The organism is Pseudomonas sp. ArH3a, from assembly GCF_022648765.1.
GTDB lineage: Bacteria > Pseudomonadota > Gammaproteobacteria > Pseudomonadales > Pseudomonadaceae > Aquipseudomonas.
The window spans coordinates 3,991,616-4,009,039 of sequence record NZ_CP080330.1 but is presented as its reverse complement, the minus strand read 5'-3'; the positions used below and the strand labels follow the sequence as shown (position 1 = coordinate 4,009,039).

At 61.8% G+C, this 17,424-nt stretch carries 16 protein-coding genes; 12 read left to right on the top strand and 4 right to left on the bottom strand.

What is annotated here, in order from left to right; genetic code table 11:
* The first annotated feature begins 50 nt into the window (after nucleotides 1-50).
* Complete coding sequence (locus K0P33_RS18350; RefSeq protein ID WP_242150306.1) at nucleotides 51-878, top strand: N(5)-hydroxyornithine transformylase PvdF; 828 nt, start codon at nucleotides 51-53, stop codon at nucleotides 876-878.
* Between the two features lie 306 nt (nucleotides 879-1,184).
* Here K0P33_RS18350 and K0P33_RS18345 read toward each other — a convergent pair whose 3' ends face one another.
* Genes K0P33_RS18345 through pvdM form a run of 3 tightly spaced genes read right to left on the bottom strand, consistent with a single transcriptional unit; the run spans nucleotide 1,185 to nucleotide 4,737 of the window.
* Nucleotides 1,185-2,057 (bottom strand): formylglycine-generating enzyme family protein, encoded by an 873-nt coding sequence (locus K0P33_RS18345; RefSeq protein WP_242150303.1) that lies wholly within the window; start codon nucleotides 2,055-2,057, stop codon nucleotides 1,185-1,187.
* Between the two features lie 31 nt (nucleotides 2,058-2,088).
* Complete coding sequence (locus K0P33_RS18340; protein ID WP_083358707.1) at nucleotides 2,089-3,369, bottom strand: aminotransferase class V-fold PLP-dependent enzyme; 1,281 nt, start codon at nucleotides 3,367-3,369, stop codon at nucleotides 2,089-2,091.
* Between the two features lie 18 nt (nucleotides 3,370-3,387).
* Complete coding sequence (pvdM, locus tag K0P33_RS18335; RefSeq protein ID WP_242150300.1) at nucleotides 3,388-4,737, bottom strand: pyoverdine-tailoring dipeptidase-like protein PvdM; 1,350 nt, start codon at nucleotides 4,735-4,737, stop codon at nucleotides 3,388-3,390.
* 142 nt (nucleotides 4,738-4,879) lie between these two features.
* Here pvdM and K0P33_RS18330 point away from each other — a divergent pair, with 142 nt between their 5' ends.
* Nucleotides 4,880-6,499 (top strand): PvdJ/PvdD/PvdP-like protein, encoded by a 1,620-nt coding sequence (locus K0P33_RS18330; RefSeq protein WP_242150297.1) that lies wholly within the window; start codon nucleotides 4,880-4,882, stop codon nucleotides 6,497-6,499.
* On the opposite strand, the gene K0P33_RS18325 is transcribed toward K0P33_RS18330, so the two are convergent.
* The gene (locus K0P33_RS18325; protein WP_242150294.1) at nucleotides 6,492-7,439 is read right to left on the bottom strand and encodes a DUF1853 family protein; all 948 of its coding nucleotides are present in this window, start codon (nucleotides 7,437-7,439) and stop codon (nucleotides 6,492-6,494) included. The two genes, K0P33_RS18330 and K0P33_RS18325, sit on opposite strands and share 8 nt — an antisense overlap.
* A gap of 145 nt (nucleotides 7,440-7,584) precedes the next feature.
* On the opposite strand from K0P33_RS18325, the gene K0P33_RS18320 reads away from it, so the two are divergent.
* From K0P33_RS18320 to K0P33_RS18275, 10 genes are all read left to right on the top strand, one after another.
* Nucleotides 7,585-8,475 (top strand): NAD(+) kinase, encoded by an 891-nt coding sequence (locus K0P33_RS18320; RefSeq protein ID WP_003217892.1) that lies wholly within the window; start codon nucleotides 7,585-7,587, stop codon nucleotides 8,473-8,475.
* Nucleotides 8,475-9,446 (top strand): metallophosphoesterase, encoded by a 972-nt coding sequence (locus K0P33_RS18315; protein ID WP_242150291.1) that lies wholly within the window; start codon nucleotides 8,475-8,477, stop codon nucleotides 9,444-9,446. The genes K0P33_RS18320 and K0P33_RS18315 overlap by 1 nt, the downstream gene beginning before the upstream one ends.
* Nucleotides 9,447-9,484: 38 nt before the next feature.
* Nucleotides 9,485-10,834, top strand: a complete 1,350-nt coding sequence (locus K0P33_RS18310) for an ATP-binding protein (protein WP_242150289.1) — start codon at nucleotides 9,485-9,487, stop codon at nucleotides 10,832-10,834.
* Complete coding sequence (locus K0P33_RS18305; RefSeq protein WP_094950661.1) at nucleotides 10,834-11,319, top strand: hypothetical protein; 486 nt, start codon at nucleotides 10,834-10,836, stop codon at nucleotides 11,317-11,319. Before K0P33_RS18310 ends, K0P33_RS18305 begins: the two co-directional genes overlap by 1 nt.
* Nucleotides 11,319-12,242 carry a tetratricopeptide repeat protein gene (locus K0P33_RS18300; RefSeq protein WP_242150287.1) on the top strand — a complete coding sequence of 308 codons (924 nt, stop codon included), beginning with the start codon at nucleotides 11,319-11,321 and terminating at the stop codon, nucleotides 12,240-12,242. Before K0P33_RS18305 ends, K0P33_RS18300 begins: the two co-directional genes overlap by 1 nt.
* A 79-nt stretch (nucleotides 12,243-12,321) precedes the next feature.
* Nucleotides 12,322-12,582 carry a DUF1315 family protein gene (locus K0P33_RS18295; protein ID WP_094950663.1) on the top strand — a complete coding sequence of 87 codons (261 nt, stop codon included), beginning with the start codon at nucleotides 12,322-12,324 and terminating at the stop codon, nucleotides 12,580-12,582.
* Nucleotides 12,579-13,409 carry a DUF2797 domain-containing protein gene (locus K0P33_RS18290; RefSeq protein WP_094950664.1) on the top strand — a complete coding sequence of 277 codons (831 nt, stop codon included), beginning with the start codon at nucleotides 12,579-12,581 and terminating at the stop codon, nucleotides 13,407-13,409. Before K0P33_RS18295 ends, K0P33_RS18290 begins: the two co-directional genes overlap by 4 nt.
* A 13-nt stretch (nucleotides 13,410-13,422) precedes the next feature.
* The gene (gene pepN / locus K0P33_RS18285; protein ID WP_242150283.1) at nucleotides 13,423-16,080 is read left to right on the top strand and encodes an aminopeptidase N; all 2,658 of its coding nucleotides are present in this window, start codon (nucleotides 13,423-13,425) and stop codon (nucleotides 16,078-16,080) included.
* Between the two features lie 233 nt (nucleotides 16,081-16,313).
* The gene (locus tag K0P33_RS18280) at nucleotides 16,314-17,030 is read left to right on the top strand and encodes a YafY family protein (RefSeq protein ID WP_242150280.1); all 717 of its coding nucleotides are present in this window, start codon (nucleotides 16,314-16,316) and stop codon (nucleotides 17,028-17,030) included.
* Between the two features lie 52 nt (nucleotides 17,031-17,082).
* Complete coding sequence (locus tag K0P33_RS18275) at nucleotides 17,083-17,418, top strand: nuclear transport factor 2 family protein (protein ID WP_094950667.1); 336 nt, start codon at nucleotides 17,083-17,085, stop codon at nucleotides 17,416-17,418.
* Nucleotides 17,419-17,424: the final 6 nt, after the last annotated feature.

Sequence of the window (17,424 nt, the reverse complement as noted above, 5' to 3'; positions counted from 1 at the left end):
GGCGCACGTGTATCGACACGGCGCGCAGTCCATTCAGCGAGAGCGAAACAATGACGAAAAAGAACCTGGTGTATGTCTGGTCCCTGAGAAATGCCGCCGCCGACAAGGCCGGGCAGCCGGTGGCCTACAAGGACCACGCGCGCTACATGAAGTCGGTGCTGGAGTTTCTGGTGGGTTCGCTGAACGACACGCCGTTGGGCGAGACTTACAACCTGGTCGGCGTGGTGTACGACGATGACGAGCAGAACCCGCGTGATCAGCAACTGGTCAGCGATTACGGTTTTGCCTATAAGCCAGGCCGCCAGTGGTTGTACCCGGCGGACTTGCAGGTGCAGGGGCGCTTGGTCAACGACCTGTTGCTGAGCGTGCCATCCACCTATCGCCGCCTGCCGCGCGGCAGCGCCGAGCACATTGCGGGCAAGCAGGATTTCGAGCGTCGCCTGCATGACACGCTGGTGGAGTTAAAGGCCGATATCGTCGTGCTGGATGGTCTGCTGGTGATTCTGGATGAGCTGGTGCGCCCAGGGGCGCCGTTTGCACGGCGGATCATGAATATCCACCCAGGCATCACCCGCATCGAATCGCCTTACGAACGCCGTGGCGCTTACGCCACCTGGAATGCGTTGTACGGCGCGCGCGGGCAAACCGTGGTGGACTGGGCGACCAAGGCCACCACGCCGTCGGAGCCGCTGTACCTCACCGGGGCGTCGTTCCACTACGTGGATAACGGCATCGACTCCGGTGAAGTGTTCCACGATGTACTCAAAACCGAGATTTCGCCCGAGGACACCATCCTCGAACTGCGCTGGAATAACTTCAACAACAGCCTATTCCCGGCGCTGCATGAAGGGTTGGAGTTGTTGGCCAAGCAGGCCTGAACCTAACCCTATTGGGTGCATACAGATCAAAATTTGGGAGCGGGCTTGCCTGCGATGACGGCAGGCCACCTGAGATTATTTGCCTGATCCACCGCTATCGCAGGCAAGCCAGCTCCCACAATTGATAGTGTCCGCTGCAGCGTTCGCGTATCCCTCTAGTCATTGCCGCGAATTTCTACCTGATGTACCCAGGGTAAAATGTGGGATCGGGCTTGCTCGCGAAAGCGGTGAATCAGTCGATGCATCAGGTGGCTGACACACTGCCTTCGCGAGCAAACCCGCTCCCACCTTTGAAAGGTGGTGGTCTTAGAGTTCGCGCACGACCCTGAACCCAATCCAGTCACCGCGCGTGTGCGGGTAGATGTTGTTGCGGTTGCCCGAGCGCGAAAACACGGGTGCCTCGCCCCAGTCGTTGCCACGAATCTGGTAGCTCTCGCAGTTCGGCTCTACCCAGGCGCTGCCGTCGGTGGGTGCGCCGATGTAGTTGGGATGCTCGCAATCGGCAACCCGCTCGTAGACATTGCCGTGCATGTCGTACATGCCGAATGCATTCGGCGGGTAGCTGCCCACCGGCGAAGAGTAGCTGTAGCCATCCGCCGGGCCGTAGGTGTTGGCATGCTCGGCGATGCTGTAGCCCTTGCCTTCATCGAAGGGGAAAGGGAAGGGCCCGGTTGAGCCGGCGCGGGCGGCGTATTCACGTTGTGCTTCGCTGACCATCTGGTACTTCTGCCCGGTCTTTTTCGACAGCCAGGCCACGTAGTTCTTGATGTCGTCCATGTCCATGCACACCGCCGGCTGGCGCGGGCCTTGGGGGTAGCGCGGCTTGCTGGCGATGCATTCGCGGCCTGGGCGGTCGTCGCCATTGGCGATCTTGACCCCGGTCTGGCGCACGTAGCTGTCCCACTCTGCGGCGGTGACGTGGAAGCGGCTCATGGCGAAGGGTTTGGCGAAGGTCACCGCATGCATTGGGCCTTCATCCGGCTCGCGGCCGACTTCGTCTTCAGGGGTGCCCATGGTGAAGGTGCCGGCAGGCAGCACGACCATTTCGGGGCAGTCCTTGCAGTCCTTGAATACTTTGCCCGGCTGCGGGGTGGCGGCCTGGGCCAGGCCGGGCAACAGCGCGCCGCACAGGGCGGTCAGCGCCAGGGCAGTGAGGGGCTTGAGTCGGGATGGAGTCATGTGGGCATCTCGTTCAAAGGGAAAAGTGGGGTCACAACCGTTGGCTCAGCAAGGTCATGAAGCGCTGGATCTCATCCGAGCTGTTGAGCAGGCCGGGTGAGGTGCGAATCACCGGGCCGACATCGCGGTCCACTGCATCGATCACCACGCGGTTTTTCATCATGTGCGCGACCACGGCTTCGCTGTCCTGGCCCTTGACCCGGAAGAAGGTAAAGCCTGCCGAGAGCTCGGGGCTGCGCGGCGTGACCAGTTCGATCTGCGGGTGGGCCAGTAATTGGTCTTTGAGCTCGGTGTTGAGTGCGTGAATACGCGCCTGCACCGGCGCCTTGCCCAATTGCAGGTGCAGTTTGAAGGCTTCGTCCGCCGCCCAGCGATGCTCAAAGGCGTGGTAACCGCCAGGGGTCATGGTGGTGGCGAAGTTGGTGTCTTCGGAGAAGGTCGGCACCATCGGCGTGACGTATTTGTTCTCGGCGTCACGCGCGCAGACCAGCCCGGTACCGCGCGGGCCGAACATCCATTTGTGGGTGCCGGCGATAAAGAAGTCGCAGTGCATGGCTGGGAAGTCGAGGTTTTCCACGCCGAAGCCATGCACGCCATCGACCACGTAGAGAATGCGATCCTGCTCGTCGCGGTTGCGGTTGAGTTCTTCGACCAGCGTGCCGATCTCGCCGATGGGCAGCTTCACGCCACTGCCCGATTGCACCCAGGTCATGCCCAGTACGCGGGTATTGGGGCGAATGGCACGCTTGATGTTGCCCAGCACTTCGTCGCTGGAGACCTGGCTGGCATTCTCAAACAAGCGGATTCGACGCACCTGCGTGCCTTGCCGGGCGACGCGAAAATCCAGCACGCTCTGCGTGGCGTAGTGTTCGTGCTCGGTGGTGAGAATTTCCTGATCGGGCCCAAGCTTGATGCCGCCGTAGATCATCGCCAGGCCTTCCGAGGTACTGCCGGTCAGCGCGATCTGTGGCGGCTTGGCGTTCAGGTAGCGGCCGGCCCATTCGCGCACCTGGCCTTCGCGTATCCAGGTTTCTTCAAGGCCCCAGTCCATCGCCAGGCCGGGGTTGCGGTCGATCTGTTGGCGGTAGCGGTCAATCGCTTCGCGCACGGGCCGGGGATGTGAAGTGACCAGGAAGTTGGAAAAATGCAGGTAATTCGGGTCCTGGGTGAACAGTTGTTTGAGCCCCGTCCATGGGTCGTTTGTAGTGGGTGCCGGCTCGGCGGCCAGGGCCTGCGGGAGGAGGGCGGCGCCCATCGGCAGGCTGGCGGCGAATACGCCGGCCTGCTTGAGAAATGTACGGCGGTCGGTCATGGACTTGCTTCTAAGTGGTTAGCGGTTGGCCAATGGCTTGGCGGCTTTTTGTACTTGGTCCCACACCCGCAGGAAGTTGCCTCCCCACAGTTTGGCGATATCGGCTTCGGAATAACCGCGCTGGATCAGTTCGGCGGTGACGTTGCGCACCTCGCCGACGTTCTCCCAGCCCTGAATGCCGCCGCCGTCGTTGAAGTCTGACGAGATGCCGACGTGATCAATGCCGATCTTGCGCACGGTGTAGTCGATGGCATCGCCCCAATCCTTGAGGGTGGCCTTGGGTTCTTCTTCAAGAATGCCGTACAGGCCTTGGGCGTACTGGCCGAACTTCTGCTCGGACCAGGCGGCGATAATCGCGTCGCCGGGCATCAAGGCCATGGCCAGGTCTGGCAGCGGCGGCAAGTCGAAACGCGCGCGCAGGGCGTTGAGTTTTTCCTGGGTTGGCTGGCTCAGCGGGCGCAAATAGGCCGGGAAACCCACCACCTGCACCACGCCGCCGCTGTTCTTGATCAGTTGCAGTTCTTTGTCGCTGAGGTTGCGCGGGATATCCACCGAGGCGCGCGGTGCCGAGTGGGACGCCACCATCGGTGTGCGGCTCAGTTGCGCCACCTGTTCCAGGGCCTTGGTCGACATTTGCGACACATCGATGATCACGCCCAGGTCATTGAGGCGATGCACCGCTTGCTGGCCGATGGGCGACAGCCCTTCGAGGGCGTCGGTGGTGTCATTGAAAAACGGCAGTGGGCGGGATGAGTCGGCCCAGGCGTTGTTGCCGATATAGCTGAAACCGAACATGCGCATGCCGCGCGCCGCCCACAGGTCCAGTTGGTTCAGGTCATCGCCCAGCGGGTAGGCGTTGAGCATGCTGATAAATACCGCAAACTTGCCCTCGCCATGCAGGCGCCGGAAATCGTCCGGGGTGTAGGCAATGCCGACCACGTTGGGAAAGTCGCGGACCATGCCGGAGATGATCTTGTAGCGCACCTCCTGCTCATGGCGGGCCTCCTCGACAAAACCGTCAGTGGGTTTGTGCGGCGCGTTGGGCCCGTTCCAGATTTCCGGCCAGCCGAAAATCGTCAGCGCGGCGCCCGACAAGCGCCCGCGTGCGGCCTTGGCCAAGTCGAATTGGCCGCTGCCATCTTTGTCGGCCTCGTTGCCTGCGGTGCCAAAATCCATCGGCACGGTGATGTGGCTGTCGAACGACAGCAGGCGGTCCTGCATTTCATTGGCTTGCTTGATCACCTCCAGCGGGTAACCGGCATTGCCCCGGAACCAGTGGTCCCAGACCAGAAAGCCAGCCCCGGCGCCGATGGCCAATGCCAGCGGCAGGCCGATTAACAGCGCCTTTTTCGAACGTGGTTTTGTCATTGCCATCTCAGTCAGTTGAGGCCTTTGCTATCAGGGAAGAACGAGCCATGGCGGGGGAAATTTAGGCCTGGTGGGCGCTGCGGTAAATTTCCCGGGGCTGCAAACGTTCTAGCTCTGATTAAGCCGTTTCCTAAGGTAGACAATGACGATCTCTCGACGTGGGTTCATCGCAGGCCTGGCGCTGACAGGCGCCGCCGTGCCGGCGGCCTTTTATGCCCATCGCGAGCTGACGCGTGAAGAAGAGTTCCCCATCACCCCGGGCGAGGCCACGGTGGAGTTGGCCGACACCGAAGGCCAGCACTTGGCGAACATTTTGCGCGGTGTGTGGAGCCTGCGCCTGGAAGGCCGCGACGCTGGGCTAAAGGGCCTGCCGTTGCAAGGTCTGGAACTGCTGCTGGACATTGCCCCGCGTGGCCGTGGCTTGCGCGGCTACCTGGACACCGCACACAACCTGCGCGCCGAAGGTGAGCCGCGCTACCGCGTACTCGGTGATGTGCTGACAGGCGAGGGCGCCTTGCTTTACTGGCGCCTGATCGACCGCGATGCGGCCGACGGCGCACCGGCCTATGAGTTCAAGATGACCCTCGATGAAGTCTGGGCCGACTTCGCCAACGCCGGCAGCAGTACCCTCAGCGGGCAGATTCTCAACCTCGATCGGCCGTTGGCGTTGACCGAACGCGACAACCGCTTTATCGCCCACAAGCAGCTGTTTCCCGAAGCCCGCCAACGCATCGGCCTCAACCCGACGCTGCTGGCCTGGCTGATTTCGCCCGAGCACCGCCTGTTTCACCAGCTCTGGCATGCCACCCGTGACCAGTGGCACAAACTCTCGCAAGAGAAGCGCGACGCCTTGCGCGGTATCGGCTGGCAGCCTGGCCCGCGCGGCCAGGAACGCGACGCACGCGGCAAGCGCAAAGACCGCAACGGTTCGGGTATCGACTTCTTTTTCATGCATCGCCACATGCTCGGCACCGCACGCTCCATGCAAGATTTGCCGTCGTGGCCGCAATTCCCCGAACCGCAGCCGGCGCTGGAACGCGATCGCCTGGGCTTTGTGCGTTATTTCGATAACCACGACGGCTTCGCGCTGCCGCCGTGTTGGTCGGCGCCGGATGACAGCGACTACACCCAATGGGTCAGTGATATCAAGGCGGCCGAGGCCTACCACAGCAACTTCCAGGTCTGGGAATCCCAATATCGCGATCCGCGTTACTTGGCCAAGCTGACCTTGGGGCAGTTGGGCTCGGAGATGGAACTGGGCCTGCACGACTGGCTGCACATGCGCTGGGCCTCGGTGCCGCGTGACCCGTCCAACGGCGCGCCGGTGCCGTTCGCCCGCGATCCGTCGGACTTTGCCGCGCGCTGGTATGCGCCGGAAAACGACTTTCTCGGCGACCCGTTTTCATCGCATGTAAACCCGGTGTTCTGGCATTTTCACGGCTGGATCGACGACCGCATCGAGGATTGGTATCGCGCCCACGAGCGCTTTAATCCAGGCGAGGTCAGCCGGCTTGAGGTCAATGGCGTGAACTGGTTCGCGCAGGGGCGTTGGGTGGAAGTGGGCGATCCGTGGCTGGGGCCGGACACCCACGGCTGCAGCACCACGCCGGGGTTACAGATGGGGCGCTCGATGGAAATGGACCCGGAGACCATGAAGCTGGCGCTGCGTATTACATTTGCCGCTGAGGACGAAGGCTTGCAGGCATTGTTCAAGCGTGTGCCGAGGCGGCCCTGGTATGCACGGCACTTGAAGGTCAAGTAACGCCTGGGACGTTTGGCCAGAGATCGGCTACCAGAAACAGGCGTTCGGCTTCCTCCCAATCCTCGCCATTTTGCACAAGGCGCACCAACAGTTGCGCCGGTGCCATCGGGTCCAGCGCTGCCAGCCAGCCGTGCATCTGCTCCTCACTCCACACTTGCGCCTGCGGGTAATGCGCCGGCGCCAGCCAGGCGTGCCGGGGCAGCGGTTGCCAGCGCCCCGGTAGGCTGGCACTGACCAGCGCCGGCCAATCGCGCTGATGCAGCCAGCGCCCACGCAAATGCAGCGGATGGGCGCCGTGGGGCGGCTCGGCCTGGCCGGGCCAGGGGTAGAGCAAATACCCGCCGAGCCACAAGTGCGCGTCGAATTGCTGGATATCCAGCGCTGCGAGCGCCTCGCGGCTTTCCGGGCGTGCTGAAATCGGCAGTTGGTGCTGGGCCAGATGCGCTAACTTGCGGTCCAGCCGATCATGACAGCCGGGCCCCAGCCATTGCGCGGTGTCCAGGCTATTGCCGCTCTGCGGCCCCAGGTAGAGTTTGATCGCCAGTTCCAGGTGGTGCACGCCATCGCGGTCGCGCAGCAGCATATCCAGCTCGCCCAAGGTATGCCCGGCACGGCGGATCGGCAGGTTGGCAGCCAGCAATTCCACGCCCGGCGCATGCTGTACGGCAAATTGCCACAGGCGTTCGTAATACAGGCCCAGGCGGCGGGTGCGTGACAGGCTGAGCCAATGCTGCAAGGCGCGGCTGTCTTGGTCGAGAGTGCGCAACCAGTGTTCCAGCAGGTGCGGTGCCTGCACCCAGTCGCTACCGGCCAGCGGGTGGCGCTGTGGCCAAGGCGTTTGCGCGAGCATCGGCGGGGCCAGCATCACCCACGCCAGGTCGCGCACCTCGGGGTGCCGCAACTGGCGGGGCAGGTTGTGCAGATCCGGGAACACAGTCATGGTCCGAGCATAGCCTTTTAAGCGCAGGACAGGTGGCTGAGAACCATTGTCATCAAGGCTTCATGGCGACAAAGGATTTTGCCTGAAGCGGCCTTTCGCCCATAATCGTTGTTTTTCGCCACACCCAACATCCCGCAGGAGCCCCATGGAGCAATTTCGCAATATCGGCATTATCGGTCGCCTGGGCAGTACCCAGGTGCTGGACACCGTCCGCCGACTGAAAAAGTTTCTGCTCGAGCGCCACCTGCACGTGATCCTCGAAGACACCATCGCCGAAATCCTGCCGGGCCACGGCCTGCAAACCTCGTCGCGCAAAATGCTCGGCGAAGTCTGCGACATGGTCATTGTGGTCGGCGGCGACGGCAGCCTGCTCGGCGCCGCCCGGGCCCTGGCGCGGCATAACGTGCCGGTGTTGGGGATCAACCGCGGCAGCCTGGGGTTTCTCACCGACATCCGCCCGGATGAGCTGGAAGTCGAAGTGGCCAAGGTGCTCGACGGCCATTATCTGGTCGAAAACCGCTTCCTGCTGCAAGCCGAAGTGCGCCGCCACGGCGAGGCCATCGGCCAGGGCGATGCACTCAATGACGTGGTGCTGCACCCGGGCAAGTCCACGCGGATGATCGAGTTCGAGCTGTATATCGACGGCCAGTTCGTGTGTAGCCAGAAGGCCGACGGCCTGATCGTCGCCACGCCGACCGGTTCCACGGCGTATGCGCTGTCGGCAGGCGGCCCGATCATGCATCCCAAGCTGGATGCCATTGTGATCGTGCCGATGTACCCCCATATGTTGTCCAGCAGGCCAATTGTGGTCGATGGCAACAGTGAGCTGAAAATCGTGGTGTCCAAAGACATGCAGATCTACCCGCAAGTCTCCTGTGACGGGCAGAACCATTTCACCTGCGCCCCCGGTGACACCATCACCGTGAGCAAAAAGGCGCAGAAGTTGCGGTTGATCCACCCGCTGGATCACAACTACTACGAAGTGTGCCGCACCAAGTTGGGCTGGGGTAGCCGCTTGGGGGGTGGAGGCGACTGATGCTCGATCCCGCGCGTAACTACGACCTGATTGGTGACGTGCACGGTTGCGCTCATACCCTTGAGCATTTGCTCGACCGGCTGGGTTACCACAAGCAGGGTGGCACTTGGCGCCATCCGTCGCGAATGGCCGTGTTCCTCGGCGATATCATCGACCGTGGCCCGCGCATTCGCGAGGCGCTGCATATCGTCCACGACATGGCCGAGGCCGGTCAGGCGCTGTGCATCATGGGCAACCACGAATTCAACGCGCTGGGCTGGAGCACACCCGCGCCGCCGGGCAGCGGCAAGCAGTTCGTGCGCGAGCACAACCCACGCCACGCGCGATTGATCCACGAAACCCTGACCCAATTCGAACAGCACCCGGGCGACTGGCACGATTTTCTCGGTTGGTTCTACGACATGCCGCTGTTTGTTGATGCGGGGCGTTTCCGCGTGGTGCATGCGTGCTGGGATGATGGGTTTATCCAGCCGCTGCGCGCGACTTTCCCGGATGGCTGCATCGACCAGCATTTCCTGCAGGCCGCTGCCGTGCCGGGCAGTTTTGCCTGCAACGCCTTCGACCGCTTACTGCGCGGCACCGATATGCGCCTGCCGGATGGCCTGACGCTGACCGGTGGCGATGGGCTGACGCGCTCGTTCTTTCGCACCAAATTCTGGGAAGACGACCCGAAAACCTACGGCGACATCGTGTTCCAGCCCGATGCGCTGCCGGAGCCGGTGGCACGTACGCCATTGTCGTCGACCGAAAAAAACTCCCTGCTGCGTTATGGCGTCGACGAACCGTTGTTGTTCGTCGGCCATTACTGGCGCAGCGGCAAACCGGCACCGATCCGCCCCAACTTGGCCTGCCTGGACTACAGCGCCGTGCTGTACGGCAAGCTGGTGGCCTACCGGCTGGATCAGGAAACCCAACTGGATCCGCGCAAGTTTGTGTGGGTCGATGTTGAACGGCCGGAGGTGATCGCATGAGCCTCTGTGTGCCGTCACTGAACTTTTAAGGAAGCACCATGGATGATTCGACGTTCGACCAGTTGGAGGCCGCGTTGTCTGCGGCGCCCGGCAATGTCGCGCTGCTGACGCTGCTGCTTGGCGCCAGCCTTGAGCGCGGCGAGCATGAGCGGGGGCTTAAACTGCTGCCGGCCGACCTTGAACAGTGGCCCGATGCTGCCGCCCTGAAGCTGGCCGCAGCGCAGCTGTGCTTGGTCGCCGGCCAAGCCTCGCGTGCCTTGCAACTGATTGAGGGTAATGAGCCTGCCGCGCGCCTGCTCAAGGCGCGTGCGCTGGCGGCGTTGGAGCGCCTCAAGGAAGCCCAGGTGGAATACCGCGCGGCGGTCGATGCCAACCCGGCGCTGGACGACATGGCGCTGTGGCGCCGCTTGAATGTCTCGGTGCTGGATTTTCCGGCCGCCGAAGGGCGCCCGCGCCTGCGCGTGATTTCCAATGACGACACCGACCAGAGCGAAGTGGTGCGCCTGTTGGTGCCGGAAAAGGAAACCCTGACCTTTGATGATATCGGTGGCCTGGATGAGCTGAAAAAGACCATCCACAAAAAGATCATTCTGCCGTATCAAAAACCAGGCTTGTTCCAGCGCTTTCGCAAGAAGGTCGGCGGCGGCGTGCTGCTGTACGGCCCACCGGGCTGTGGCAAAACATTGTTGGCTCGTGCCACGGCCGGGGAGTGCAAGGCGACGTTTTTCAATGTGGCCATTTCCGATGTGCTGGACATGTACATCGGCGAATCCGAGCGCAAATTGCACGCGCTGTTCGAACAGGCACGGGCGCAGGCGCCTGCGGTGATGTTCTTCGATGAAGTCGAGGCGCTGGGTGGCAAACGGTCCAACACCCGCGAGTCGACGTCGTCAAAACTGGTCAGCCAGTTCTTGTCCGAGATGGACGGGTTTACCAATGACAACCACGGGGTGTTGATCCTCGCCGCGACCAACGTGCCGTGGTCGGTGGACTCGGCATTCCGTCGCCCCGGTCGCTTTGATCGGGTGCTGTTCGTGCCGCCACCGGATCGCGCAGCGCGCGAAAGCATGCTCAAGGTGATGATGAAAGGCCGGCCGATGGCCGATGACATCGACTTTGCCTTCCTGGCCAAGAACACTTCGGGCTTCTCGGGCGCGGACCTCAGCGAGCTGGTGGAAACCGCCGCCGACGAGGCGATTGAAGCCTCTATCGAGAGTGGCGCCGAACAGTCGATCTGCGACCGCCATTTCAAGGCAGCGTTGAAAGACGTGCGTGCTACCACCTTGGAGTGGCTGACCACGGCGCGCAATTACGCGCGCTATGCCAATGAAGGCAATCAATATGACGAGGTGCTGGCCTTCCTCGACAAGCACGGGAAGGGTCGCTGATGGCGCAATACGGTGGTTACCGCATCGAAGATGAACCGCGCCCGGGCGCCTTGGCCAAGTGGGCGGTTTCACCGCTCTGGCCATTGTTGGGCCTGATGCTGGGCGGTGCCTGGCTCGGCTTGCCATGGTTTGTGTTCAACTCGATTGCTGTGGGCAGCCCGACACGCGTGCGTGAGTGGGTCCTGGCTGGCGTGGCGTTGGTGGGCAGCGTGGTGATCGGTTTCGGGTTGCTGCAACTGGTGGGCTTGGGCTACATCCAGAGCCAGGCCGAGATCCAATATGCCTTGCTGGTGCTGGTGGTGTGGAAATTGAGCATTGGTTACCTGTTGTATATGCAGCAGAACGCGACCATCGAGATTTACCAGTACTACGGCGGTGTCCTCAACCGCTTTGGTCTTCCCTTGGCGTTGATTGGTGGCTTTGTGCTCAAGGGCATGGTCGTCAAATGGGTGCCCAGCACCCTTTGGTATCTGGTGATGAGCTGATGAATACCGATTACTTGCTGCAATTGGCCTATCAACGCCTACAGGCTGACCACAATGACGGCGCCATCGATGCGTTGCGCCAGTTGCTGGCCAGCGACCCGCATTCGGCCGAAGCCCATGCGTTATTGGCGATCTGTTTGATGAACATGCGGCGCGTGCACGCGGCCAAGCGTGAAGTGCAGCTGGCCCTGGCGGCCGATGCGCAGATGCCGTTGGCCCACTACGCGGCGGCCCAGGTGGCGATTGCCCTGCGCAAATTCAGCCTGGCCCAGGAACATCTGACCCAACTGCTGGATATGGAACCGCTCAACCCCGTCAATTACCGCTGCCTGGCTGAACTGTATCAATTGACCGGCCGCCTGGCGCAGAGCCGCGAACCACTGGAAAAAGCCCTGGAGCTGGGCCCCGACGATGCTTCCAATCTGGTTGCCATGGCGCAGTTTCATCGTGCCAGCGGCCATTGGGACCAGGCGCATCAGTTCGCGCGCCAGGCGTTGCAGGCCGATCCGAGTAATGCGGGCGCGGTGGTGGTGCTGGGGCATTTGCTGCTGCGCGAAGGCGATATCAACGGCGCCCGCGACCATGCCATCTGGGCCTTGCAGGAAAACGCCACGAATGTCGCGGCGTTGCACCTGCTGACGGCGGTAAAAGCCCGCAGCAATGTATTTCTTGGTGCCTGGTGGCGCTTCAACAGCTGGATGAACGAGCGCAGCGCCACCCGCGCCATTGTCCTGCTGCTGTTTATGTTCGTGGTCTATCGTGTGGTGGTCATCACCCTGGCGACCCAGGGTCATCCACAAGTGGCTCAGATGATTGATTGGGTGTGGCTGGCGTTTGCGGCCTATACCTTCGCGGCGCCGCAGATCTTCCGGCGCTTGCTGGAAAAGGAGCTGGCCCAGGTCAAGTTGTCCAAGGAATTCTGACGCGCCGGTATCGCGCCCGGCCGTCAATTGTCATCATTGCATTCGCTGAACCAGCGACCGTTATCTAGAGGTTGTGCACATGTCGTCTTTTGCTGAAATGATCGAAAACATCACCCCGGACGTCTACGAGAGCCTCAAGCTCGCCGTGGAAATCGGCAAGTGGTCCGATGGCCGCAAGCTCACTGCTGAGCAGCGCGAACTGTCGCTGCAAGCGGTGATCGCCTGGGAAATCCAGAACCTGCCAGAAGAGCAGCGTACCGGCTACATGGGCCCGCAGGAATGTGCGTCCAAGTCGGCGCCGGTGCCGAACATTCTGTTCAAGTCGGATGCGATCCATTGATTGAAATTGGTCGCGGTGCAGTCAGCAAAATGTCGGCGCAACTCGGTGAGCCGACCGTTCAATACGCGTTTCGCCTTGGCGATACCGAGGTGCCGGTCAACCCATTGATCGGCACTCACGTGCGCCTGGAATACCTCGGCGCCATCCATTGCAGCCATTGCGGTCGCAAGACCAAGACCAGTTTCAGCCAGGGTTACTGCTACCCGTGCATGACCAAACTGGCCCAGTGCGACCTGTGCATCATGAGCCCCGAGCGTTGCCATTACGACGCCGGCACCTGCCGTGATCCGGGTTGGGGCGAAACATTCTGCATGACCGACCATGTGGTGTACCTGGCTAACTCGTCGGGCATCAAGGTCGGCATCACCCGTGCCACCCAGTTGCCAACCCGTTGGTTGGACCAGGGCGCCAGCCAGGCGCTGCCGATCATGCGCGTTGCGACTCGCCAGCAGTCAGGTTTCGTCGAAGACCTGTTCCGCAGCCAAGTGGCGGACAAGACCAACTGGCGTGCTTTACTCAAGGGCGACGCGCAATCGGTGGACCTTGCGCAGGTGCGCGATGAGCTGTTCGCCTCGTGCGCCGAAGGCCTGTTGAATTTGCAGGAACGCTTTGGCCTACAAGCCATCCAACCGGTAACCGACATCGAACCACTCGAAATCCGCTACCCGGTGGAGCAGTATCCCGCCAAGATCGTCAGCTTCAACCTGGACAAGAACCCGATTGCCGAAGGCACGCTGTTGGGGATCAAGGGCCAATACCTGATCTTCGACACCGGCGTTATCAACATTCGTAAGTACACGGCCTACCAGCTCGCCGTGCATCAGTAGAAGGATGCCACCCATGCGCACCGAACAACCGAAGATGATTTACCTGAAGGACTATCAGGCGCCGGACTACCTGATTGAAGAGACGCACCTGACCTTCGAGTTGTTCGAGGACCACAGCCTGGTCCACGCGCAGCTGGTGATGCGCCGCAACCCCGAGCGCGGCGCCGGCCTGCCGCCGCTGTTGCTCGATGGCCAGCAGTTGGAGCTGTTGAGCGTCACCCTGGGCGACCGTGAACTGAGCGCAGCCGACTACCAGCTGACCGACAGCCACCTGACCCTGCACCCGACCAGCGAGACCTTCACGGTCGACACCAGCGTGCGCATCCATCCGGAAACCAACACCGCCCTGGAAGGCCTGTACAAATCCAGCGGCATGTTCTGCACCCAGTGCGAGGCTGAAGGCTTCCGTAAAATCACCTATTACCTCGACCGCCCGGACGTGATGAGCACCTTCACCACCACCGTGATCGCCGAGCAACACAGCTACCCGGTGCTGCTGTCCAACGGCAACCCGATCGCCAGCGGCCCGGGTGAAGACGGCCGCCACTGGGCGACCTGGGAAGACCCGTTCAAGAAACCGGCCTACCTGTTCGCGCTGGTGGCCGGTGATTTGTGGTGTGTTGAAGACACCTTCACCACCATGACCCACCGCGAAGTGGCGCTGCGCATCTACGTCGAGCCAGAAAATATCGACAAGTGCCAGCACGCCATGAACAGCCTGAAAAAGTCCATGCGCTGGGATGAAGAGACCTACGGCCGCGAGTATGACCTCGACATCTTCATGATCGTGGCGGTCAATGACTTCAACATGGGCGCCATGGAGAACAAGGGCCTCAATATCTTCAACTCCAGCGCCGTGCTGGCCCGCGCCGAAACCGCCACCGACGCCGCGCACCAGCGGGTCGAGGCGATCGTCGCCCACGAATATTTCCACAACTGGTCGGGCAACCGCGTGACCTGCCGCGACTGGTTCCAGCTGTCGTTGAAGGAAGGCTTCACCGTGTTCCGCGACTCGGGCTTCTCGGCCGACATGAACTCGGCCACGGTCAAGCGCATTCAGGACGTGGCGTACCTGCGTACCCACCAGTTTGCCGAAGACGCCGGCCCCATGGCCCACGCCGTGCGCCCGGACAGCTTTATCGAAATCTCCAACTTCTACACCCTGACCGTGTACGAAAAGGGCTCGGAAGTGGTCGGCATGATCCACACCTTGCTCGGCGCCGAAGGCTTCCGCAAAGGCAGCGACCTGTACTTCGAACGCCATGACGGCCAGGCCGTGACCTGCGACGACTTCATCAAGGCCATGGAAGATGCGAACGGCGCCGACCTGACGCAGTTCAAGCGCTGGTACAGCCAAGCCGGCACGCCACGCCTGGTGGTGAGCGAGTCCTACGACGCCGCTGCCAAGACCTACAGCCTGACCTTCCGCCAGAGCTGCCCGCAAACCCCGGACAAGGTTGAAAAACTGCCGTTCGTGATTCCGGTTGAGCTGGGCCTGCTGGACGCGAAGGGCGCCGCTATCGCCTTGCGCCTCGCCGGTGAGGCAAGCGCTGGCGCCACGTCCCGGGTGATTTCGGTGACCGAAGCCGAGCAGACCTTCACGTTCGTTGATATCGCCGAGCAGCCGTTGCCGTCGTTGCTGCGCGGCTTCTCGGCGCCGGTGAAACTGAGCTTCCCGTACAACCGCGACCAGCTGATGTTCCTGATGCAGCATGACAGCGACGGCTTTAACCGCTGGGATGCCGGCCAGCAACTGTCGGTGCAGGTGTTGCAGGAGCTGATCGGTCAGCATCAGGCGGGTCAGCCGCTGAAGCTGGATCAGCGCTTGATCGACGCGCTGCGCACGGTGTTGAGCGATGAAAGCCTGGACCAGGCGATGGTCGCCGAGATGCTCTCGCTGCCAAGCGAAGCCTACCTGACCGAAATCAGTGAAGTGGCGGATGTGGATGCGATCCACGCTGCCCGTGAGTTTGCCCGCAAGCAGCTGGCCGACAACCTCTATGAATCGCTGTGGCTGCGCTACCAGGCCAATCGCGAGCTGTCCAAGCAGACGCCGTACGTGGCGGCGGCCGAGCACTTTGCCCGTCGCGCCTTGCAGAACATCGCGCTGTCGTACCTGATGCTCAGCGGCAAGCCGCAAGTGCTGGTGGCGACGCTGGACCAGTTTGACACCAGCGACAACATGACCGAACGCCTGACCGCGCTGGCGGTGTTGGTGAATTCGCCGTTCGAGGCCGAGAAGGCCAAGGCGCTGGCGGTGTTTGCCGAGAACTTCAAGGACAACCCGTTGGTCATGGATCAGTGGTTCAGCGTGCAGGCTGGCAGCACCTTGCCGGGCGGGCTGGCGCGGGTCAACGCGTTGATGGAACACCCGGCGTTCAACATCAAGAACCCGAACAAGGTACGGGCACTGGTCGGCGCGTTTGCCGGGCAGAACCTGATCAACTTCCACGCGGCGGATGGCTCGGGCTACCGTTTCCTGGCGGACTTGGTGATCCAGTTGAACGCCTTCAATCCACAGATCGCCTCGCGCCAGTTGGCGCCGTTGACCCGCTGGCGCAAATACGACAGCGCGCGCCAGGCGCTGATGAAGGCGCAGCTGGAGCGCATTCGTGCCTGCGGTGAGCTGTCCAGCGATGTGTTCGAGGTGGTCAGCAAGAGCCTTGCGTAAGTTCTGCGCTTGAAAAAAAACGGCCTGCTCAGGCCGTTTTTTTTCGTCTCAGATAACGGTTGGCCGAGGGCGCGCGCCGGTATTTAGTAAGTTGCCACCCGCTGCGAGGTCGCCATTGAAAACAAAATGATCTGCGTCAGCTATTCAGTCAGACGGCTTTTTTACTGCTGACATTTTCTGACAGGGGGCTCTGCTAAGCTGCGGCACATTTTCGTTTTTCAGGCGGGATCAACGTGTCGCGTACCACTCGTCTACTGACTTTGCTCCAAGCCCTGCGCGGCAAAAAACGCCCGGTAACAGCCGCCGTACTGGCTGCACAGCTGGAAGTTTCCGAGCGCACGCTGTACCGCGATATCGCCGAATTGACCGCCTTGGGCGCACCGATTTTCGGCGAGGCCGGGGTAGGGTATGTGTTGCGCAGCGGCTTGTTTCTGCCGCCATTGATGCTCAACGCCGACGAAACCGAAGCGATCGTGCTGGGCTTGCGCTACGTGGATCAGCGCGGTGATGAGGTACTGAGCCGCGCCGCCGCGAACGCCTTGGCGAAGATTGCAGATGTGCTTGACCCGACGGCGCAGGAAGCCCTGCGTAACCCGACGTTGCTGCCGGGCCCGCCAGGGTTTGGCTACCCGGAAAACCGTGTGCCGCTTAATATGTTTCGCGAGGCCATTCGCAATCAGGCCAAATTGCATATCGATTACGCAGACGCGAGCCAAACCCAGAGCCAGCGCCTGATCTGGCCGCTGGCCCTGGGCTTTCTCAACGAGGTACGGGTGATCGTGGCCTGGTGTGAATTGCGCGGTGCCTATCGCACTTTTCGCACCGACCGGGTGGCCGCCGCCCAAGCCCACGGCGAGCGTTATCCGGGGCGACGCAGCGACTGGCTACGCGCCTGGCGCAAGTTGATGGAGCAGAATGAAGCCGGGCCGTTTACTCCTGACAAAAACTGACACAGCCCTGGCTTAGCATGGTGTTACAAATCACCAAACAAGGAGCTGTGCCATGTCTACTGCTGAATTGGCGCCGGCCATCGTGGCCTATATCACTGCGACGAATACCCGCGACATTTCGTCCGTTTCCGATTGGTTTGCCGAGGACGCCAACGTGTTCGATGAGGGCGAGCATCAGGCCGGCAGTGCCGCCATTGCCCGCTGGATGGAAGACACCGGGCGTCGCTACCAGCCGCGGGTCGAAGTACTCAACGTGCAGCATCGCACCGGCAAGGTGTTGGTCAGTAATGTGGTTTCCGGCAATTTCCCCGGTAGCCCGCTGGAGCTGCGCTACACCTTCCGCCTGAACGGGCAGGGCAAGATTTCACGGCTGGATATCTCCTTGTAAGTCATA

Coding starts and splice junctions, on each gene's coding strand:
- K0P33_RS18315 (WP_242150291.1), top strand. CDS start 8,475: ATGCTCGATCCCGCGCGTAACTACGACCTGATTGGTGACGTGCACGGT.
- pepN (WP_242150283.1), top strand. CDS start 13,423: ATGCGCACCGAACAACCGAAGATGATTTACCTGAAGGACTATCAGGCG.
- K0P33_RS18320 (WP_003217892.1), top strand. CDS start 7,585: ATGGAGCAATTTCGCAATATCGGCATTATCGGTCGCCTGGGCAGTACC.
- K0P33_RS18350 (WP_242150306.1), top strand. CDS start 51: ATGACGAAAAAGAACCTGGTGTATGTCTGGTCCCTGAGAAATGCCGCC.
- K0P33_RS18340 (WP_083358707.1), bottom strand. CDS start 3,369: ATGACCGACCGCCGTACATTTCTCAAGCAGGCCGGCGTATTCGCCGCC.
- K0P33_RS18295 (WP_094950663.1), top strand. CDS start 12,322: ATGTCGTCTTTTGCTGAAATGATCGAAAACATCACCCCGGACGTCTAC.
- K0P33_RS18325 (WP_242150294.1), bottom strand. CDS start 7,439: ATGACTGTGTTCCCGGATCTGCACAACCTGCCCCGCCAGTTGCGGCAC.
- K0P33_RS18330 (WP_242150297.1), top strand. CDS start 4,880: ATGACGATCTCTCGACGTGGGTTCATCGCAGGCCTGGCGCTGACAGGC.
- pvdM (WP_242150300.1), bottom strand. CDS start 4,737: ATGACAAAACCACGTTCGAAAAAGGCGCTGTTAATCGGCCTGCCGCTG.
- K0P33_RS18275 (WP_094950667.1), top strand. CDS start 17,083: ATGTCTACTGCTGAATTGGCGCCGGCCATCGTGGCCTATATCACTGCG.
- K0P33_RS18310 (WP_242150289.1), top strand. CDS start 9,485: ATGGATGATTCGACGTTCGACCAGTTGGAGGCCGCGTTGTCTGCGGCG.
- K0P33_RS18305 (WP_094950661.1), top strand. CDS start 10,834: ATGGCGCAATACGGTGGTTACCGCATCGAAGATGAACCGCGCCCGGGC.
- K0P33_RS18345 (WP_242150303.1), bottom strand. CDS start 2,057: ATGACTCCATCCCGACTCAAGCCCCTCACTGCCCTGGCGCTGACCGCC.
- K0P33_RS18300 (WP_242150287.1), top strand. CDS start 11,319: ATGAATACCGATTACTTGCTGCAATTGGCCTATCAACGCCTACAGGCT.